General features: G+C 65.4%; 13 protein-coding genes. 11 read left to right on the top strand and 2 right to left on the bottom strand.

Features of this window, described 5'->3' with window-relative positions:
- Positions 1 to 104 precede the first annotated feature (104 nt).
- Complete coding sequence (locus PV781_RS21835; protein WP_274777735.1) at positions 105 to 1529, top strand: glutamate synthase subunit beta; 1425 nt, start codon at positions 105 to 107, stop codon at positions 1527 to 1529.
- A gap of 81 nt (positions 1530 to 1610) precedes the next feature.
- Here PV781_RS21835 and PV781_RS21830 read toward each other — a convergent pair whose 3' ends face one another.
- Positions 1611 to 2192, bottom strand: coding sequence for a YqaA family protein (locus PV781_RS21830; RefSeq protein ID WP_209103994.1), 582 nt, complete (start codon positions 2190 to 2192; stop codon positions 1611 to 1613).
- Between the two features lie 661 nt (positions 2193 to 2853).
- Positions 2854 to 3888, bottom strand: coding sequence for a 2-dehydropantoate 2-reductase (locus tag PV781_RS21825; RefSeq protein WP_274777734.1), 1035 nt, complete (start codon positions 3886 to 3888; stop codon positions 2854 to 2856).
- Between the two features lie 222 nt (positions 3889 to 4110).
- Here PV781_RS21825 and PV781_RS21820 point away from each other — a divergent pair, with 222 nt between their 5' ends.
- The 10 genes from PV781_RS21820 to sucC all read left to right on the top strand — a co-directional run.
- Positions 4111 to 4959 carry an IclR family transcriptional regulator gene (locus PV781_RS21820; protein ID WP_274777733.1) on the top strand — a complete coding sequence of 283 codons (849 nt, stop codon included), beginning with the start codon at positions 4111 to 4113 and terminating at the stop codon, positions 4957 to 4959.
- Between the two features lie 473 nt (positions 4960 to 5432).
- Positions 5433 to 6446, top strand: a complete 1014-nt coding sequence (locus tag PV781_RS21815; RefSeq protein ID WP_274777732.1) for a Bug family tripartite tricarboxylate transporter substrate binding protein — start codon at positions 5433 to 5435, stop codon at positions 6444 to 6446.
- A 72-nt stretch (positions 6447 to 6518) separates the two neighbouring features.
- Positions 6519 to 7025, top strand: coding sequence for a tripartite tricarboxylate transporter TctB family protein (locus PV781_RS21810; RefSeq protein ID WP_274777731.1), 507 nt, complete (start codon positions 6519 to 6521; stop codon positions 7023 to 7025).
- A gap of 343 nt (positions 7026 to 7368) precedes the next feature.
- The gene (locus tag PV781_RS21805) at positions 7369 to 8883 is read left to right on the top strand and encodes a tripartite tricarboxylate transporter permease (protein ID WP_209103990.1); all 1515 of its coding nucleotides are present in this window, start codon (positions 7369 to 7371) and stop codon (positions 8881 to 8883) included.
- A 371-nt stretch (positions 8884 to 9254) separates the two neighbouring features.
- On the top strand, positions 9255 to 9890 hold the full coding sequence (locus PV781_RS21800; RefSeq protein WP_274777792.1) for a GntR family transcriptional regulator: 636 nt from the start codon (positions 9255 to 9257) through the stop codon (positions 9888 to 9890).
- Between the two features lie 150 nt (positions 9891 to 10040).
- The gene (gene oxc, locus PV781_RS21795) at positions 10041 to 11774 is read left to right on the top strand and encodes an oxalyl-CoA decarboxylase (protein ID WP_274777730.1); all 1734 of its coding nucleotides are present in this window, start codon (positions 10041 to 10043) and stop codon (positions 11772 to 11774) included.
- A gap of 162 nt (positions 11775 to 11936) precedes the next feature.
- Positions 11937 to 13214 (top strand): formyl-CoA transferase, encoded by a 1278-nt coding sequence (frc, locus tag PV781_RS21790; RefSeq protein WP_274777729.1) that lies wholly within the window; start codon positions 11937 to 11939, stop codon positions 13212 to 13214.
- A gap of 138 nt (positions 13215 to 13352) precedes the next feature.
- Positions 13353 to 13808 carry a PAS domain-containing protein gene (locus PV781_RS21785; RefSeq protein WP_274777728.1) on the top strand — a complete coding sequence of 152 codons (456 nt, stop codon included), beginning with the start codon at positions 13353 to 13355 and terminating at the stop codon, positions 13806 to 13808.
- Positions 13809 to 13943: 135 nt separating this feature from the next.
- A complete protein-coding gene (gene frc, locus PV781_RS21780) occupies positions 13944 to 15194 on the top strand; it encodes a formyl-CoA transferase (RefSeq protein ID WP_274777727.1) in 1251 nt (416 codons plus the stop codon).
- A gap of 427 nt (positions 15195 to 15621) precedes the next feature.
- A partial coding sequence (sucC, locus tag PV781_RS21775) for an ADP-forming succinate--CoA ligase subunit beta (protein ID WP_274777726.1) occupies positions 15622 to 16568 on the top strand: 947 nt, incomplete at its 3' end.

Here is a 16568-nt window from a genome sequence, read left to right as displayed (position 1 = left end):
CGCGCTCTTGCCGCAAGGCACAATTTCTTGTCCTCAACCTGGAACAATTCTTGTAATGGAGCAGACGGCGCCCAGCGTGCGACGCGGCTCCCGGAGGGGTAGGCATGGGTAAGGTCACGGGTTTTCTTGAGATCGATCGGCGCGAGCAGAAGTACCAGCCCGCCTCCGACCGCATCCGCCATTTCCGCGAATTCACCTTGCCCCTGCCGGATTCCGAGGTGGCCAACCAGGCCGCCCGCTGCATGGATTGCGGCATCCCCTTCTGTCATGGACCCACCGGCTGCCCGGTCCATAACCAGATCCCCGACTGGAACGACCTCGTCTATCAGGGGGACTGGGAAGAGGCGTCCCGCAACCTGCACTCCACCAACAATTTCCCTGAGTTCACCGGCCGCGTCTGCCCCGCCCCCTGCGAGGAGGCATGCACGCTGAATCTCGAGGACATGCCCGTCACCATCAAGACGGTGGAACAGGCCATCGCCGACAAGGCGTGGAAGTCCGGCTGGATCAAGCCCGAGCCGGCGGCGCACCGCACCGGGCGCTCGGTGGCCGTGGTGGGCTCCGGGCCGGCCGGCCTTGCCGCCGCCCAGCAGCTCGCCCGCGCGGGCCATGATGTCCATGTGTTCGAGCGCGAGCCCAAGGCCGGCGGCCTGCTGCGCTATGGCATCCCGGACTTCAAGATGGAAAAGAAGCACATCGATCGCCGCGTGGCGCAGATGGAAGGCGAGGGCGTCACCTTCCACTATGGCGTGAATGTGGGCGTGACCAAGCCGTTGCAGGAACTGCTCGACACCTATGATGCCGTTCTGCTGGCGGGCGGGGCCGAGAACCCGCGCGATCCGGTGCTGCCCGGCCAGGAGTTCGAGGGCGTGCATTTCGCCATGCCCTATCTGGTGCAGCAGAACCGCCGGGGCGGCGGCGAGGATGTGAGCCGGGAGCTGCCGCTTCTGGCCGCCGGCAAGCATGTGGTTGTGGTGGGTGGCGGCGACACCGCCTCCGACTGCGTGGGCACCGCCTTCCGTCAGGGCGCCCTCTCGGTCACCCAGCTGGACATCCGCCCGGTGCCGCCGGTGAAGGAAGACAAGCTGGCCGTTTGGCCCTTCTGGCCCACCAAGTTCCGCACCTCTTCCTCCCAGGCCGAGGGCGCCGAGCGCGAGTTCGCCTGCGCCACGCTCGGCATCGAGGGCCGCAATGGCCGTGTCACCGGCGTGAAGTGTGCCCGCGTGGACCAGAAGCGCCAGCCCATCGCCGGCACCGAGTTCGTGCTGCGCGCGGATCTCGTCTTCCTGGCCATCGGCTTTGCCGGCCCGCTGCGCGCGGGGCTGCTGGAGCAGTCCGGCGCCGACCTCGACAAGCGCGGCAACCTGAAGGCCGACGAGACCGCCTATCTCACCTCCGTCCCGAAGCTTTATGCGGCGGGCGATATGCGGCGCGGCCAATCGCTGGTGGTCTGGGCCATCCGCGAGGGGCGGCAGGCGGCGCATGCCATCGACAAGGACCTGATGGGCGCGACCACGCTCCCGCGCTGAGGCGGGATCTCACCTGCGAAACGAAGAACGCCCGGCCTGCGCGCGCAGGCCGGGCGTTCTTCGTTTCAGGCCGTGGGCCTGTCAGAACAGATAGACCGCCGCCACCAGGCCGATGACCACCACGGCGAACAGCCCGAGCGTGACGAGGCCCAGGCGCTTCTCGATGAAGTTGCGCGCCGCCGGGCCGAAATAGCGCAGCAGCGCCGCCAGCAGGAAGAAGCGCGCGCCGCGGGTGATGAGCGAGAGCACCACGAACCAGAACAGGCTGTAATCGGCAAAGCCGGAGGTGATCGTCACCAGCTTGTAGGGGATGGGGGTGAGGCCCTTCAGCAGGATCACCCAGTGGCCATATTGGGCGTAAGCGTGGCGGAAGGTCTCCACCTTGCTGCCATAGCCGTAAAGATTGATCAGGAAGAGGCCGACGCTGTCATAGAGCAGCGCGCCGATGGCATAGCCCACCAGGCCGCCAGCCACCGAGGACAAGGTGGCGATGAGCGCATAGGTCCAGGCCTTCTCCGGCCGCGCCAGGGTCATGGGCACCTGGAGCACATCGGGGGGAATGGGGAAGACCGAGCTCTCCGCGAACGACACGATGCCGAGCGCCCAAGGGGCCGACGGGCGAGAGGAATAGGCAATCACCCAGTCGTAGAGCTTGCGCAGCATGCGGGGATCTCATGTGGAATGCGGTGTCGGCCCTTCCTCTAGAGTCTCGCGTCCCTGGGGAAAAGCTGCGGGAGAGAAGCTCGGCTTCGGCGGCCTGTTATTCCTGTCGGCGAGACATATTTGCAACCGGCCTTGCCACATCGGCCTTCATTGGCTTTTCGGAGGTAAGATCATGCAAAAAAGTGGGGTCAGCCCATCCAACGTATGGCTCGACGAAGCAAAATGGCTGCGCTATCCGATGCGCCGCAATTGCTGCGGTGCGAACGGGGAACCGGAAGCGCCGCGGCGCATTAACTGTGTCGGGAGAAGACGGTGCCGGTCTCCGGTCGGTGCGGTCCGATCTTAACCTCTTGAGAACCCTTTAGGCGACACCGTGGCGGTGCGCACGAGCCCCGTGTGAGACCGTCCTTCGTCCAGATGACATGAGATTTTCCATGTTGAAGCGCATTGCCGTCTTCGCTGTCCTGGTTCTCGGCTACGCCATTACGGGCGTTGCCCTCAGCACCGGCTCCACCACTGCCGCCGGCCCCAGCGTGGCGGTTGCGGAGGAGTGAGAGGCCGGGGCCGTTGCCAGGGGGCGCGGCCATCGGGATGATATGAAAAAAAGGACCCGTGCCGGGCGGCACGGGTCCTTTTTTGTTGGATCGCCAGGAGGTGTCGCTCAGTGCTTGGTGGCCGCCGTCGACAGGGTCGCGGCGGTCAGCGGCGGACAAGAGAGGTGGTCGCCCACGCCCGCCATGGCCGCCCGCTGGCGCACCAGGGCGAGCACCACATCGAGGGTTGGGGTGGGCATGTCGAGGAGCCGTCCCATTTCCTGCACCACCGTGACCAGCGGGTCGATCTCCATGGGCCGACCGCGCTCCAGGTCTTGAAGCATGGAGGTCTTGTGGGCGCCCACCGCGCCCGCGCCGTTGATGCGCCGTTCCACATCCACGCGGAAATTGACCCCCAGCCGGCTGGCAATGGCCTGCGCCTCCAACATCATGGCGCGGGCGACGGCGCGGGTGTCCGGATCGGCGGCGATGACGTCCAGGGTGGCGTGGGTGAGGGCGCTGATGGGGTTGAAGCACAGATTGCCCCACAGCTTCAGCCACAGCTCGTCGCGGATATTATCCATCACCGGCGCGCGCAGGCCTGCCTTATTCATCATGGCGGCGAGGCGTTCCACCCGCTCGGAGCGCTCTCCCGAGGGCTCGCCCAGGGGGAATTTGTCGCCATAGACGTGCTGAATGACACCGGGGGCCACCACCTCTGTGGCGGGATAGACGATGCAGCCGATGGCGCGCTCGGGCTTCAGCACGTCCCACTGGCGTCCGCCCGGATCGATGCTTTCCAGCGTGCGGCCCTCGAGCGCGCCGCCATGCTTGTAGAAATACCAGTAGGGAACGCCGTTCACGGCCGTGACCACGGAGGTGTCGTTGCCCAGCAGGGGGCGCATGCGGTCCACCACGCTCGGCACGGAATGGGCCTTCAGGGCGATGATCACATAATCCTGCGGCCCGAGCGTCGCAGGATCGTCGGTTGCGTTCACCTGCGCCACCCGCTCCTCGCCGCCGATCAGCAGCTTCACGCCGTCATTGCGCATGGCCTCCAGATGCGCCCCGCGGGCGACGAGGCTGACCTCGGCCCCTGCAAGAGCCAACTGCACGCCCATATACCCACCGATGGCGCCCGCCCCATAGATGCAAACCTTCATTTGGCGCACCCTCCCCGTATCGATGATGGAGTATTTTGTATGCCAGATTTTTAGCGAAGCGAAGCTGCTTGCTCAAGAGTGAATTTAGGATTTTGAGAAAAATTTCCAAAATACGGAAAATTGACGCAGCGTCGCCGACCCGCTCTGGCGGCTGCCTACGGATCGCCTATGCTAAGTGGGCGCGTCGCACTTGAAGTGGGCGGGCCAGGGAGGCGGCCGAGCATGGAAGACCAGGTACTCTTGCCCAGGCGCCGCGGCCGCCCCGCATCTCCCGCCGCCGAGGGCGGAGAAGTGCAGTCGCTGGACCGGGCCATCGCATTGCTGCGGGTCCTGTCGGAGGCGGACGGCATGAGCCTGTCGGACGTCGCGCGGCGTGCGGACCTGCCGGCTTCCACCGTGCATCGTCTGCTCGCCACGCTTCAGAAGCGCCAGTTGGTCAGCCACGACCAGGAGAATGGCCTGTGGACCGTGGGCCTCGGCCTGTTCCGGATCGGCGCCGCCTATCTGCGCATCCGCAAGCTGCCTGACATCGGCCGGCCAGTGGTACGCCGCCTGCTACATGAGACCGAGGAGACCGTGAACCTCTCCATGTTCGACGGCAGCGAGCTGGTGGTGGTGGCGCAGGCGGAAGGCCACGCGCCGGTGCGCGCCTTTTTTCGCCTGGGTGCCCGCCTGCCGCTCCATGCTTCGGCTGCGGGCAAGTGCATCCTGGCCGTGGCAAGCCCCGCCTTCCGGGGCGCGTGCCTTGCACAGATCCGCTACGAAGCCTTCACCGTGCGCACACACCGCTCCGAGCGGGAGTTGATGGATGATGTGGAGCAGGTGGTGGCGCGCGGCTTTGCCCTTGATGACGAAGAGCATACGCTGGGCATGCGCTCGGTGGCGGCGGCGATCTTCAATGAATGGGGCGAGCCCATTGGCGCCGTCTCCCTCTCGGCTCCGGCGGTGCGCATGAGCGATGACCGCGTGCAGCGCCTGGGGCGCCGCGTCGTGGCCGCTGCCGAGGAAATGACCCGCCTCTATTCTGGCGGCGGCGAGGCACGGCAATCCTCTCCCGACTTTGCCGACTGAAGGGCACAGCGGCATCCGTTTTCGTTGCAGCGCAAAGGTCCGGGGCGCGGGGTCGGCTGGGCCTTGTTCTTCGTCGTCGGGCACCCGCAAGTGGGTGGCCGAGCGACACGTGCGTGCGGTCGTCTGCATGTGCCGGAAATTGCGAGGATATTGCCGCCGCCGCCGGGCACGGTGACGGCAGAAGTGCCGGTCCGGATGCTGGAGCCAGGTGCCGCAAGGTTGATTTCGCGACCGCGAATACTGCGTGTGCAAGTGCTAAATGTCTTTTCTGAAATAATGTATTTCAGATTACAGATATGAGTATTTGGAATTTCGAATTATGCATAGACAATTTCGATTGCGGCGAGCTGACATACAGAATACTCTTTCCCTGTCGCCCTCAGCCAAAGGGTGGCTAAATCGCAGTTACGTCAAGACGTTACGTCATAGCGATCCGCGCTAAAAAATGGCGGACGATCCGGGAGGAAAGACGAATGCGTTTGGCTCTTTCAAAAACGGTAAAGCGTCTCGCTGTGGCCTGTACGGCCTTGGTCGCGCTTTCTCCTTTGTCTGCCTTTGCCTGGGAACCCACCAAAACGGTGGAATTCATTGTCCCCGCAGGCACCGGCGGCGGCGCCGACCAGATGGCGCGCATGATTCAGGGCATCATTCAGAAAAACAATCTGATGAAGCAGTCCCTGGTGGTCATCAACAAATCTGGCGGTGCTGGCGCGGAAGGCTTCCTTGACGTCAAGGGGTCCGCGGGGAATGCCAATAAAATCATCATTTCACTGTCGAACATCTTTACAACGCCGCTGGCCACGGGCGTCCCATTCAAGTGGGATGATCTGACCCCCGTCTCCATGCTGGCGCTGGACGAATTCATCCTGTGGGTGAATGCCAAGGCGCCTTATAATGACGTTGCCGGTTACTTGTCCGCCCTGAAGGCTGCCTCTGCAGGCTCCGAGTTCAAGATGGGCGGCACCGGGTCGAAGCAAGAAGACCAGATCATCACTGCCGCCATCGAGCAGAAGACCGGCGCCAAGTTCATTTACGTTCCCTATAAGGGCGGTGGCGACGTGGCGGCGCAATTGGTTGGCGGCCACATCACGTCTTCGGTCAACAATCCCATCGAGGCCGTTTCCCAATGGCGCGCGGGCGAGGTCAAGCCGCTCTGCGTGTTCGATTATCAGCGCCTCGCCTACAAGGAGCCTGTCGCTGACGGCAAGTCATGGGGCGACATCCCCACCTGCAAGGAAGCCGGCCTCGACATCGAATACCTGATGTTGCGTGGCATCTTCATGCCTCCGCGCGTCACCAAGGACCAGGTCGAGTATTATGTGGACCTGTTCAAGAAGGTGCGCGAGACGCCCGAGTGGAAGGACTTCATGCAGAAGGGGGCCTTCAACACCACCATGCTGACGGGTGACGAATACAAGGCCTGGCTCGGCAAGGCCGCCCAGACCCACCTGACGCTCATGGAAAAGGCTGGCTTCGTCGCGAAGTGACGGGTCGCGCGGGGGGCCGTGCGCCCTCCGCCCTTCCGCCCCGCGTCGATCTCCCGTTCGGAGGATTGAGGCATGAGTTCCGAAACTGACAAAAGCGAGCACACCGTCACGACGCGCACCATGGATGTGGTGGTGGCGGTCCTGTTCATGGGCGTGGCGGCTTTGGTGATGGCCGATAGCTGGCGCGTGGGCGCGCGCTGGGCGTCGGATGGTCCGCAGGCGGGCTACTTTCCCTTCTATGTGGGCCTGATCATGTTCGTGGCGAGCCTTGGCACGCTCGTGCAGAACCTCGTCACCAAGACGCCGAACCTGACGAACTTCGTCGACCGCGAGCAACTGGGGTCGGTGTTGAAGGTCCTGGTGCCGACCGTCGTCTATGTGGTGCTGATCGAGTTCATCGGCATCTATGTGGCGTCGATGATCTTCATCGCCTTCTTCATGGCCTGGCTCGGCAAGTACAAGTGGCAGGTGATCCTGCCCGTCGCCGTGGGCGTTCCGCTCGTGTTGTTCGTCATGTTTGAGATCTGGTTCCTGGTGCCGCTGCCCAAGGGACCGATCGAAACCGCGCTCGGCTACTGAGCGCTGCCGCTGCCCGCCTGTGTCCGCGGGCGCGGCTCCGAGGCTTCGATCCGGTCATGGCCTGCCCCTCTGACCAGGTCCACGCCCCGTAAAAGACCCTGGATCGGCCGCCGGTTTTGCGCCGCCGGCCTTCCCTGATGCGCTCGCCGTCCCGGGTCTGGCATGACCCCGCGCTCCGAGCCCGCCGGCCCGAAATGGCCGCCCCACGGCCGCTCAATGTTCGAACACGGGAAGACGCAGGCGCGCCCCGCTGGCTCAGCCGCGGACCGCCGCAGGCGAGGTCCCTCTCATCATCACCCGTTCACCCCGCGCAGCACGCGCCGGGGAGCTGGGGAGGACATACGTGGAAGCGCTCTCATCTCTTATCGGAGGTTTCTCCGTTCTCGCCGACCCCATGAACATCGTCTACATGTTCGTGGGCATCGCGCTCGGCGTGCTCATCGGCGTGCTGCCGGGCCTTGGTGGCGCCAATGGCGTGGCCATCCTGCTGCCGCTCACCTTCTCCATGTCGCCGGTGTCGGCGATCATCATGCTCTCCTCCATCTATTGGGGAGCGCTGTTCGGCGGCGCCATCACCTCGGTGCTGTTCAACATTCCAGGTGAGCCGTGGTCGGTGGCCACAACGTTCGATGGTCACCCCATGGCGCAAAGAGGCAAGGCGGGCGAGGCGCTCACCGGCGCCTTCACCGGCTCCTTCATCGGCGCCTTCTTCGCCGTGCTGTTGATCACCTTCCTGGCACCGGTCATCGCCAAGTTCGCGCTGCAGTTCGGGCCGGCGGAATTCTTCGCGGTCTACCTGCTGACCTTCTGCTCCTTCGTGGGCATGGGGCGCGAATCGCCCTTCAAGGTGCTGGCGGCCATGACGCTGGGCTTCGCGCTCGCCGCCGTGGGCATCGACACCGTGACCGGCCAGTTGCGCATGACCTTTGGCTCCGTGGAGTTGCTGCGCGGGTTTGACTTCCTGGTGGCGGTCATCGGCCTGTTCGGCGTGGGTGAAATCCTGCTGACCATGGAAGAGGGCCTCGCCTTCAAGGGCAAGAGCGCCAAGATCAACGCCAAGGTGGTGTTCCAGACCTGGGCCAAGCTGCCGGCCATGTGGGTGGGCGCGCTGCGCTCGGCCATCGTCGGCTGCTGGATGGGCATCACCCCCGGCGGCGCGACCCCCGCCTCCTTCATGAGCTATGGCCTTGCCAAGAAATTCTCCAAGAACGGCAAGAATTTCGGCAAGGGCGAGCTGGAGGGCGTGGTGATGCCGGAAGTGGCGGCCCATGCGGCCGGCACCTCGGCGCTGTTGCCCATGCTCACGCTCGGCATCCCCGGCTCGCCGACCGCGGCGGTGCTGCTGGGCGGCCTGCTGATCTGGGGTCTCCAGCCGGGTCCCCTCCTGTTCGTGGAGCAGAAGGACTTCGTGTGGGGCCTCATCGCCTCCATCTATCTCGGCAACATTGCCGGCCTCATTGTGGTGCTCACCACGGTGCCGCTGTTTGCCGCGATCCTGCGCATCCCCTTCTCGGTGATCGCGCCCATCATCCTCGTCATCTGCGCGGTGGGTGCCTACACGGTCCACAATGCGGGGCTGGACATCGCGGTCATGCTGGTTTTCGGCGTTATCGGCTATGTCTTCAAGAAGCTGAACTACCCGCTGGCGCCGCTGGTCCTGGCCCTGGTGCTGGGCGACATGGCGGAAAGCTCCTTCCGCCAGGCCATGCTGGTCTCCCAGGGGAATCTGGGGATCTTCTGGTCCAACCCGCTGGTGGGCTCCATCGTCACCCTGGCGCTGGTGATGCTGTTCTGGCCGCTCATCTCGAAGGTGCGCGAGCGCCTCGGCAGCGGCCCCAAGCCCGCCGCCGCCGAATGACGTCCGGAGGGCGCGCCGCACTGCGGTGCGCCCTCCGCCTCCGCCTTGGACCGACCTCCGTGCCGCAAAGCCCGGGCGTCGCTGCGTCGAGGGCGCACTTTGTGAGGCGGGGGGGCGGACGCGGCTGATCCCGGGATTCGGCTCGCTCCCGCCCTGCATTTGGAAAGTCCCGCAAATCCGCTGCAGCGCAACATTCTTGCGCCTGGAGAGGGGATTGTGTCCCTCTAAAAAATACCGTACACAGTATTTCACCGACGGCATTCGCCCACAAGAAGGCGTCCGCCACAGGGAAGGGAACACCGGCCGTGCATCAGGTCGCCGACACACCGAAGCTGAATGTGGAACCGCTCGGGGCCAGTTCGAGCTTGCGCATGCTGGCTTATGACGCCCTGAAGCGCGCCATCACGGAGATGGACATTTATGGCTCGACCGCCGAATTCCGCCTCGACGAGCGTCAGCTCTCAGAGGACCTGGGGGTGAGCCGCACGCCGATCCGCGAGGCCATGACGGTGCTGGAGCAGGAGGGCTTCGTGCGCTCCGTTCCCCGTCGCGGCATCTTCGTGGTGCGCAAGACCAAGCGGGAGATCATCGAGATGATCACCGTGTGGGCGGCACTCGAGGGCATGGCCGCGCGCCTCGCCGCCGAGCGCGCGAGCGCGGCCGAGCTGAAGGGCCTGCGGGAGCTGTTCAACGCGTTCGAGCGCGAGCCACTCAGTGCCCACATGCACGATTACTCGCAGGCCAATATCGATTTCCATCAGGCCATCATCCGCATGGGCGGCTGCAACCTGATCGCTGACATGACCGAGAACCTGTTCCTGCACATGCGCGCCATCCGCGCCGTGTCCATCCGGCAGGAGAACCGGTCGCAGACCTCCATGCGCGAGCACATGGCCATCATTGATGCGCTGGAGGCCCATGATCCCGACCAGGCCGAACGCCTGGTGCGGGAACACACGCTGGGCCTGGCCGACCATGTGGACCGGCACGGCGTGTTTCCCGAATAGCGGGCGCAGAAACGGAATTGCGGGAGCCCTTTCGTCCGCGCCCTGGCGGGCCGGAAGGGCCCGGCGACAAGGTCGACGTCCTGGCTCTCCGGGCCGGGGCGCGAAGCAAGTCAAAGGCTTAAAGTCAAAAGTTTTCCGGGAGGAAGCGGGATGTCCGCAGTCGCACAGATCATCGAAGCCAACGTTCCCGAGCAGGAGCTCACCGACGGGTTCCACCTCGTCATCGATGCGCTGAAGCTCAACGGCATCGAGACCATCTATAACGTGCCGGGCATTCCGATCACGGATCTCGGCCGCATGGCGCAGGCCGAGGGCATCCGCGTGGTCTCCTTCCGCCACGAGCAGAATGCGGGCAATGCCGCCGCCATCGCCGGCTTCCTCACAAAGAAGCCGGGCATCTGCCTGACCGTGTCGGCGCCGGGCTTCCTCAACGGGCTGACCGCGCTCGCCAACGCCACCACCAATTGCTTCCCCATGATCCTCATCTCCGGCTCCTCGGAGCGTGAGATCGTCGACCTCCAGCAGGGCGACTATGAGGAAATGGACCAGCTCGCCATCGCCAAGCCGCTCTGCAAGGCCGCCTTCCGCGTGCTGCATGCGGCCGATATCGGCATCGGCGTCGCCCGCGCCATTCGCGCCGCCTGCTCGGGCCGTCCCGGCGGTGTCTATCTGGACCTGCCGGCCAAGCTCTTCTCCCAGGTGATGGATGCCGAGGCCGGCGCCAAGTCGCTGGTGAAGGTGATCGATCCGGCTCCGGCCCAGATCCCCGGCCCCGACGCCGTGGCCCGCGCGCTTGAGGTTCTCAAGGGCGCCAAGCGGCCCCTCATCATCCTCGGCAAGGGCGCGGCCTATGCCCAGGCGGACGAGGAGATCAAGGCGCTGGTGGAGACCTCCGGCATTCCCTTCCTGCCCATGAGCATGGCCAAGGGCCTGCTGCCGGACACCCATCCCCAGTCCGCCGGCGCCGCCCGCTCCACCGCGCTGAAGGACAGCGACGTGGTGCTGCTCATCGGCGCCCGCCTCAACTGGCTGCTGTCCCATGGCAAGGGCAAGACCTGGGGCGATGCGCCCAAGAAGTTCATCCAGGTGGACATCGAGCCCAAGGAAATGGACTCCAACGTGGAGATCGCCGCCCCGCTGGTGGGCGACATCGGCTCGGTGGTGTCTGCCCTTCTCGCCGGCATGGGCCAGAACTGGCCGGCGCCCCCCGCCGACTGGGTGAACACCATCGTCACCAAGCGCGACGAGAACATCGCCAAGATGGCGCCGCGCCTGATGAAGAATTCTTCGCCCATGGACTTCCATGGCGCGCTCGGCGCCCTGCGCACCGTCATCAAGGAGCGGCCCGACGCCATCCTGGTGAATGAGGGCGCCAACACCCTCGACCTCGCCCGTGGCATCATCGACATGTACCAGCCGCGCAAGCGCCTGGACGTGGGCACCTGGGGCGTGATGGGCATCGGCATGGGCTTTGCCATCGCCGCGGCGGTGGAAACCGGCAAGCCGGTGCTGGCGGTGGAAGGCGACAGCGCCTTCGGCTTCTCCGGCATGGAGGTGGAGACCATCTGCCGGTACAACCTGCCGGTGTGCATCGTCATCTTCAACAATAACGGCATCTATCGCGGCACGGACACCGATCCCACCGGCCGCGACCCGGGCACCACGGTGTTCGTGAAGGACAGCCGCTACGACAAGATGATGGAAGCCTTCGGCGGCGTCGGCGTGAACGTGACGACCCCCGATGAGCTCAAGCGCGCCGTGGACGACGCCATGGACAGTGGCAAGCCCACCCTCATCAATGCGGTCATCGACCCGCAGGCCGGCACCGAGAGCGGCCGCATCGGCAATCTGAACCCGCAGAGCGTGGTGAAGAAAAAGAAGTGACAGCGCAAAGCCCTGCGGGCGGGGCGCTGTCCCGTCCGCCTCTCATCTGACAGTTGCCGGGCGCGGCGCGCGGGACATCCCGCCGCCGCAAGCCGCGGGGGCAACGGACAAAAAGAACAAGCGTCGCTTCAAGCGCGCGTCCAGAGGAACAACGAGGCTCTCATGGGCAAGGCTCTAGACGGCGTTCGCATCCTGGATTTCACCCACGTCCAGTCCGGTCCCACCTGCACGCAGCTGCTGGCCTGGTTCGGCGCGGATGTCATCAAGGTGGAGCGTCCCGGCGAAGGCGACGTGACGCGCACCCAACTTCGGGATGTCCCCAATGCGGACAGCCTGTACTTCACCATGCTCAATTCCAACAAGCGCTCCATCACGCTCGACACCAAGAACGCCGCCGGCAAGGCCGTGCTGGAGGATCTGGTGAAGGTGTGCGACGTGCTGGTGGAGAATTTCGCCCCTGGCGCCCTCGACCGCATGGGCTTTACCTGGGAGCGCCTGCAGGAGCTCAATCCGCGCCTCATCCTCGCCTCGGTGAAGGGCTTCGGCGCCGGTCCCTTCGAGCATTGCAAGGTCTATGAGAATGTCGCCCAGTGCGCGGGCGGCGCGGCCTCCACCACCGGCTTCCGCGATGGCCTGCCTCTCGTCACTGGCGCCCAGATCGGCGACAGCGGCACCGGCCTGCATTTGGCGCTCGGCATCGTCACTGCGCTGTTCCAGCGCGAGCATACGGGTCGTGGCCAGAAGGTGCTGGCCGCCATGCAGGACAGCGTCCTGAACCTGTGCCGGGTCAAGATGCGCGACCAACAGCGCCTCGCGCGCGGGCCGCTCTCCGAATACAGCCAGTTCGGCGAGGGCGTGCCCTTCGGCGACACCGTGCCCCGCGCCGGCAATGATTCCGGCGGCGGTCAGCCGGGCCGCATCCTGCGCTGCAAGGGCTGGGAGAACGATCCCAACGCCTACATCTATTTCATCACCCAGGCTCCGGTCTGGGGGAGGATCTGCGACGTGATCGGCGAGCCCACCTGGAAGACTGATCCCGATTACGCGACCGCACCCGCCCGGCTGCCGCACCTCAACGAGATCTTCACCCGCATCGAGGCGTGGACCATGGCCCACACCAAGTTCGAGGCTATGGAGATCCTCAACCGCTACGACATTCCCTGCGGCCCGATCCTGTCCATGAAGGAAATCGCCGAGGACCGCTCGCTCTATGCCACCGGCACGCTGGTGGAGGTGGAGCATCCCGAGCGCGGCACCTATGTGACCGTCGGCAATCCCATCAAGCTCTCCGACAATGACGTACCGGTGGAGCGCTCGCCGCTGCTCGGCGAGCACACCGAGGAAATCCTCGCGGACGTCCTCGGCTTCGACGCCAACCGCATTGAGGAGGTGCGGCGCGCCGGGGCGGTGGGGGCCCCGCTGCCCCTCGCCGCCGAATGAGGTTCCGTCACCCCCAGCGGATCATCTGTCGGGGGTGACCAAAGATCACCGGCCGTGCCGCGCTTCGCGGGTACGTCCGGACATCGGCGTGAAGTCTTCGCGTCACCGTGGCTAACCTTGCTAAGCTAGAGCGAGCCCATGTCTGATGAAATGTCTGCGTCGCCTTCCCCGGCGATCGACTTCGAGGAACTGGCGGCCCGCGCCGGAGACGCCATTGTCGTCTCCGATGGAACGGGCGCCATCACCTTCTGGAACGGGGCGGCCGAGCGCATGTTCGGCTTTGCCGCCGCGGAGGCCCTGGGCCAGTCCCTCGACATCATCATTCCCGAGCGCCAGCGCCAGCGGCACTGGGACGGCTACCACGTGACCATGCGCACGGGTGTGACGCGCTACGGCACCGAGCTTCTGCGCGTGCCGGCGCTCCACAAGGACGGTCACGCTTTGTCCATTTCCTTCACCGTGGCCCTGCTCACGTCCGGCGGGGCGACGCCCACCGGCATCGTGGCTGTCATCCGCGACGAGACCGCCCGGTGGAAGGAGGAGAAGGCCCTGCGCAAGCGGGTGGCCGAACTGGAGGCCCAGGCCGTGACCTGAGCCGGCAGAAGAACAGCCAGGCGCACTGGCGATACCGGCGGCGGGCAGTTCCGTGCCGCCGGGCCTTGGGAATTCTGATGCTGGGCGAGAGGCCCGGCGTCAGGGGAAGTCTAACGCTCAAAAGGGAAGTGGAACATGACCAAGCCGTTGGAAGGGATCAAGATTATCGACTTCACCCACGTGCAGGCCGGCCCCGCCTGCACCCAGCTCCTCGCCTGGTTCGGCGCGGATGTGATCAAGGTGGAGCGCCCCGGCTCGGGCGACGTGACGCGCAACCAGCTCCGCGACATCTCCAATGCGGACGCGCTCTATTTCACCATGCTCAACTCCAACAAGCGCTCCCTGACCCTGGACACCAAGACCAAGGCCGGCAAGGAAGTGCTGGAGAAGCTCATCAAGGAGAGCGACGTCCTCGTCGAGAACTTCGCCCCCGGCGCGCTCGACCGCATGGGCTTCACCTGGGAGCGCATCAACGAGCTCAATCCCGGCATGATCGTCGCCTCGGTGAAGGGCTTCTCCGACGGCCATCATTATGAAGACCTGAAGGTGTACGAGAACGTCGCCCAGTGCGCGGGCGGCGCCGCCTCCACCACCGGCTTCTGGGACGGCCCCCCCACCGTATCGGCGGCTGCGCTGGGTGACAGCAACACCGGCATGCACCTGGCCATCGGCATCCTCACCGCGCTGCATTCGCGCAACAAGACCGGCAAGGGCCAGAAGGTGGCGGTGTCCATGCAGGACGCGGTCATCAACCTCTGCCGCGTCAAGCTGCGCGACCAGCAGCGCCTCGACCGCGTGGGCTACCTGGAGGAATATCCCCAGTACCCGCACGGCTCCTTCTCGGACGTGGTTCCGCGCGGCGGCAATGCCGGCGGCGGCGGCCAGCCCGGCTGGGTGCTGAAGTGCAAGGGCTGGGAGACCGATCCCAACGCCTACATCTACTTCACCGTGCAGGAGCAGGCCTGGGGCAAGGTGGCGGAAGCCATCGGCAAGCCGGAATGGATCAATGACCCGGCCTACGCCACCGCCCGCGCCCGCCAGGACAAGATCTTCGACATCTTCGCCACCATCGAAGGCTGGCTCGCCGACAAGACCAAGTTCGAGGCGGTGGACATCCTGCGCAAGTTCGACATCCCCTGCGCGCCGGTGCTGACCATGAAGGAGATCGCCGAGGATCCGTCCCTGCGGGCCTCCGGCACCATCGTGGAAGTGGATCACAAGCAGCGCGGCAAGTATCTGACCGTCGGCAGCCCGATCAAGTTCTCGGACATGTCGGTGGAGATCACCGGCTCTCCGCTGCTGGGCGAGCACACCGACGAAGTGCTCTCCGAGCTCGGCTATTCCGCCGACCAGATCAAGGAAATGCACTCCGAGCGCGTGGTCTGATCCGCGCGGTCTGAAGGTTTCCGCCGGGTTTTCCCGGCCCGTCATGCGGAGCGCATTCGCGCTCCGCATGGTCCCTTCCGCCGGCCCGACCGGCATAACGGGTGCATGCACGAGGTCCAGCGGCCCGCTTTCGGCCGCTCCGCCAGCAAGGAGCGGGTGCGCCTTTCCGGCACCTGAGTTCGCGTTCACCGAGGCAGAGGCAAAGCCCCCTCGGGTTGATCAGCCCCCATGGCTTGACGGCGCGCCGCCCCTGCGGCGCTGAGGCCCCGGGACCTTTCTTTCCCGGATCGGATTGTCGGCTCCCGCGTCACGCCGGAAGCGGTATCGCCCGGCGCGCGTTTGCGTCCGGGCACCGGCCCACGAGCGCGCGGCATGAGCAGAAAAGGCCACGCGCTCCAACGCCCCAACGAAATGCGGGAGAGCGCCCATGAACATTCACGAATATCAGGCCAAGGCCCTGCTGCGGGACTATGGCGTTCCGGTCTCGCGCGGCCTGCCGGCCTTCACCGCCGAGGAGGCGGAAGCCGCCGCCCGCTCCATCAATGCGCCGGTGACCGTGGTGAAGGCCCAGATCCATGCGGGCGGGCGCGGCAAGGGCCGCTTCAAGGAACTGCCCGTGGGCGCCAAGGGCGGCGTGAGGGTGGTGACGACGCCCGAGGAGGTGCGCAAGGCCGCCGCCGAGATGCTCGGCAACACCCTCATCACCCAGCAGACCGGCCCCTATGGCAAGCAGGTGAACCGCCTCTATGTGGAGGAGGGGGCGCCCATCGCCTCGGAATTCTATCTCTCTTTGTTGGTCGATCGGGAAACGTCGCGAGTGGCCTTCGTGGTGTCCACCGAGGGCGGCATGGACATCGAGGAGGTCGCCCACAACACCCCTGAGAAGATCGTCACCTTCTCGGTCGACCCGGCGAGTGGCATCCAGCCCTTGCACGGTCGCAAGGTGGCACGCGCTCTCGGCCTGACGGGGGATCTGGCCAAGCAGGCCGGGGAACTGGCGCGCAGCCTCTTCACCGCCTTCGTGGAAACCGACATGGCGCTGTTGGAGATCAACCCGCTGGTGGTGACCAAGGGCGGCAAGCTGAAGGTGCTCGACGCCAAGATCGGCTTTGATCCCAACGCCTTGTTCCGCCATCCGGAAATCGCCCGGCTGCGCGACGAGACCGAAGAGGACGCCAAGGAGATCGAGGCGTCGAAGTATGACCTGGCCTATATCGCGCTCGACGGCACCATCGGCTGCATGGTGAACGGTGCGGGCCTGGCCATGGCGACGCTGGACATCATCAAGCTCTATGGGGAGAGCCCGGCCAACTTCCTGGACGTGGGCGGCGGCGCCAGCGAGGAGAAGGTGACGGCGGCGTTCAAGATCATCAC

Source organism: Aquabacter sediminis (assembly GCF_028863665.1).
In the GTDB taxonomy this organism is placed as follows: Bacteria; Pseudomonadota; Alphaproteobacteria; order Rhizobiales; family Xanthobacteraceae; genus L1I39.
The sequence above is the reverse complement of the archived record's forward strand: the minus strand, read 5'-3'. Positions and strand labels throughout refer to the sequence as shown.

Coding starts and splice junctions, on each gene's coding strand:
- PV781_RS21815 (WP_274777732.1), top strand. CDS start 5,433: ATGCGTTTGGCTCTTTCAAAAACGGTAAAGCGTCTCGCTGTGGCCTGT.
- oxc (WP_274777730.1), top strand. CDS start 10,041: ATGTCCGCAGTCGCACAGATCATCGAAGCCAACGTTCCCGAGCAGGAG.
- frc (WP_274777727.1), top strand. CDS start 13,944: ATGACCAAGCCGTTGGAAGGGATCAAGATTATCGACTTCACCCACGTG.
- PV781_RS21825 (WP_274777734.1), bottom strand. CDS start 3,888: ATGAAGGTTTGCATCTATGGGGCGGGCGCCATCGGTGGGTATATGGGC.
- PV781_RS21800 (WP_274777792.1), top strand. CDS start 9,255: ATGCTGGCTTATGACGCCCTGAAGCGCGCCATCACGGAGATGGACATT.
- frc (WP_274777729.1), top strand. CDS start 11,937: ATGGGCAAGGCTCTAGACGGCGTTCGCATCCTGGATTTCACCCACGTC.
- PV781_RS21820 (WP_274777733.1), top strand. CDS start 4,111: ATGGAAGACCAGGTACTCTTGCCCAGGCGCCGCGGCCGCCCCGCATCT.
- PV781_RS21785 (WP_274777728.1), top strand. CDS start 13,353: ATGTCTGATGAAATGTCTGCGTCGCCTTCCCCGGCGATCGACTTCGAG.
- PV781_RS21810 (WP_274777731.1), top strand. CDS start 6,519: ATGAGTTCCGAAACTGACAAAAGCGAGCACACCGTCACGACGCGCACC.
- PV781_RS21830 (WP_209103994.1), bottom strand. CDS start 2,192: ATGCTGCGCAAGCTCTACGACTGGGTGATTGCCTATTCCTCTCGCCCG.
- PV781_RS21835 (WP_274777735.1), top strand. CDS start 105: ATGGGTAAGGTCACGGGTTTTCTTGAGATCGATCGGCGCGAGCAGAAG.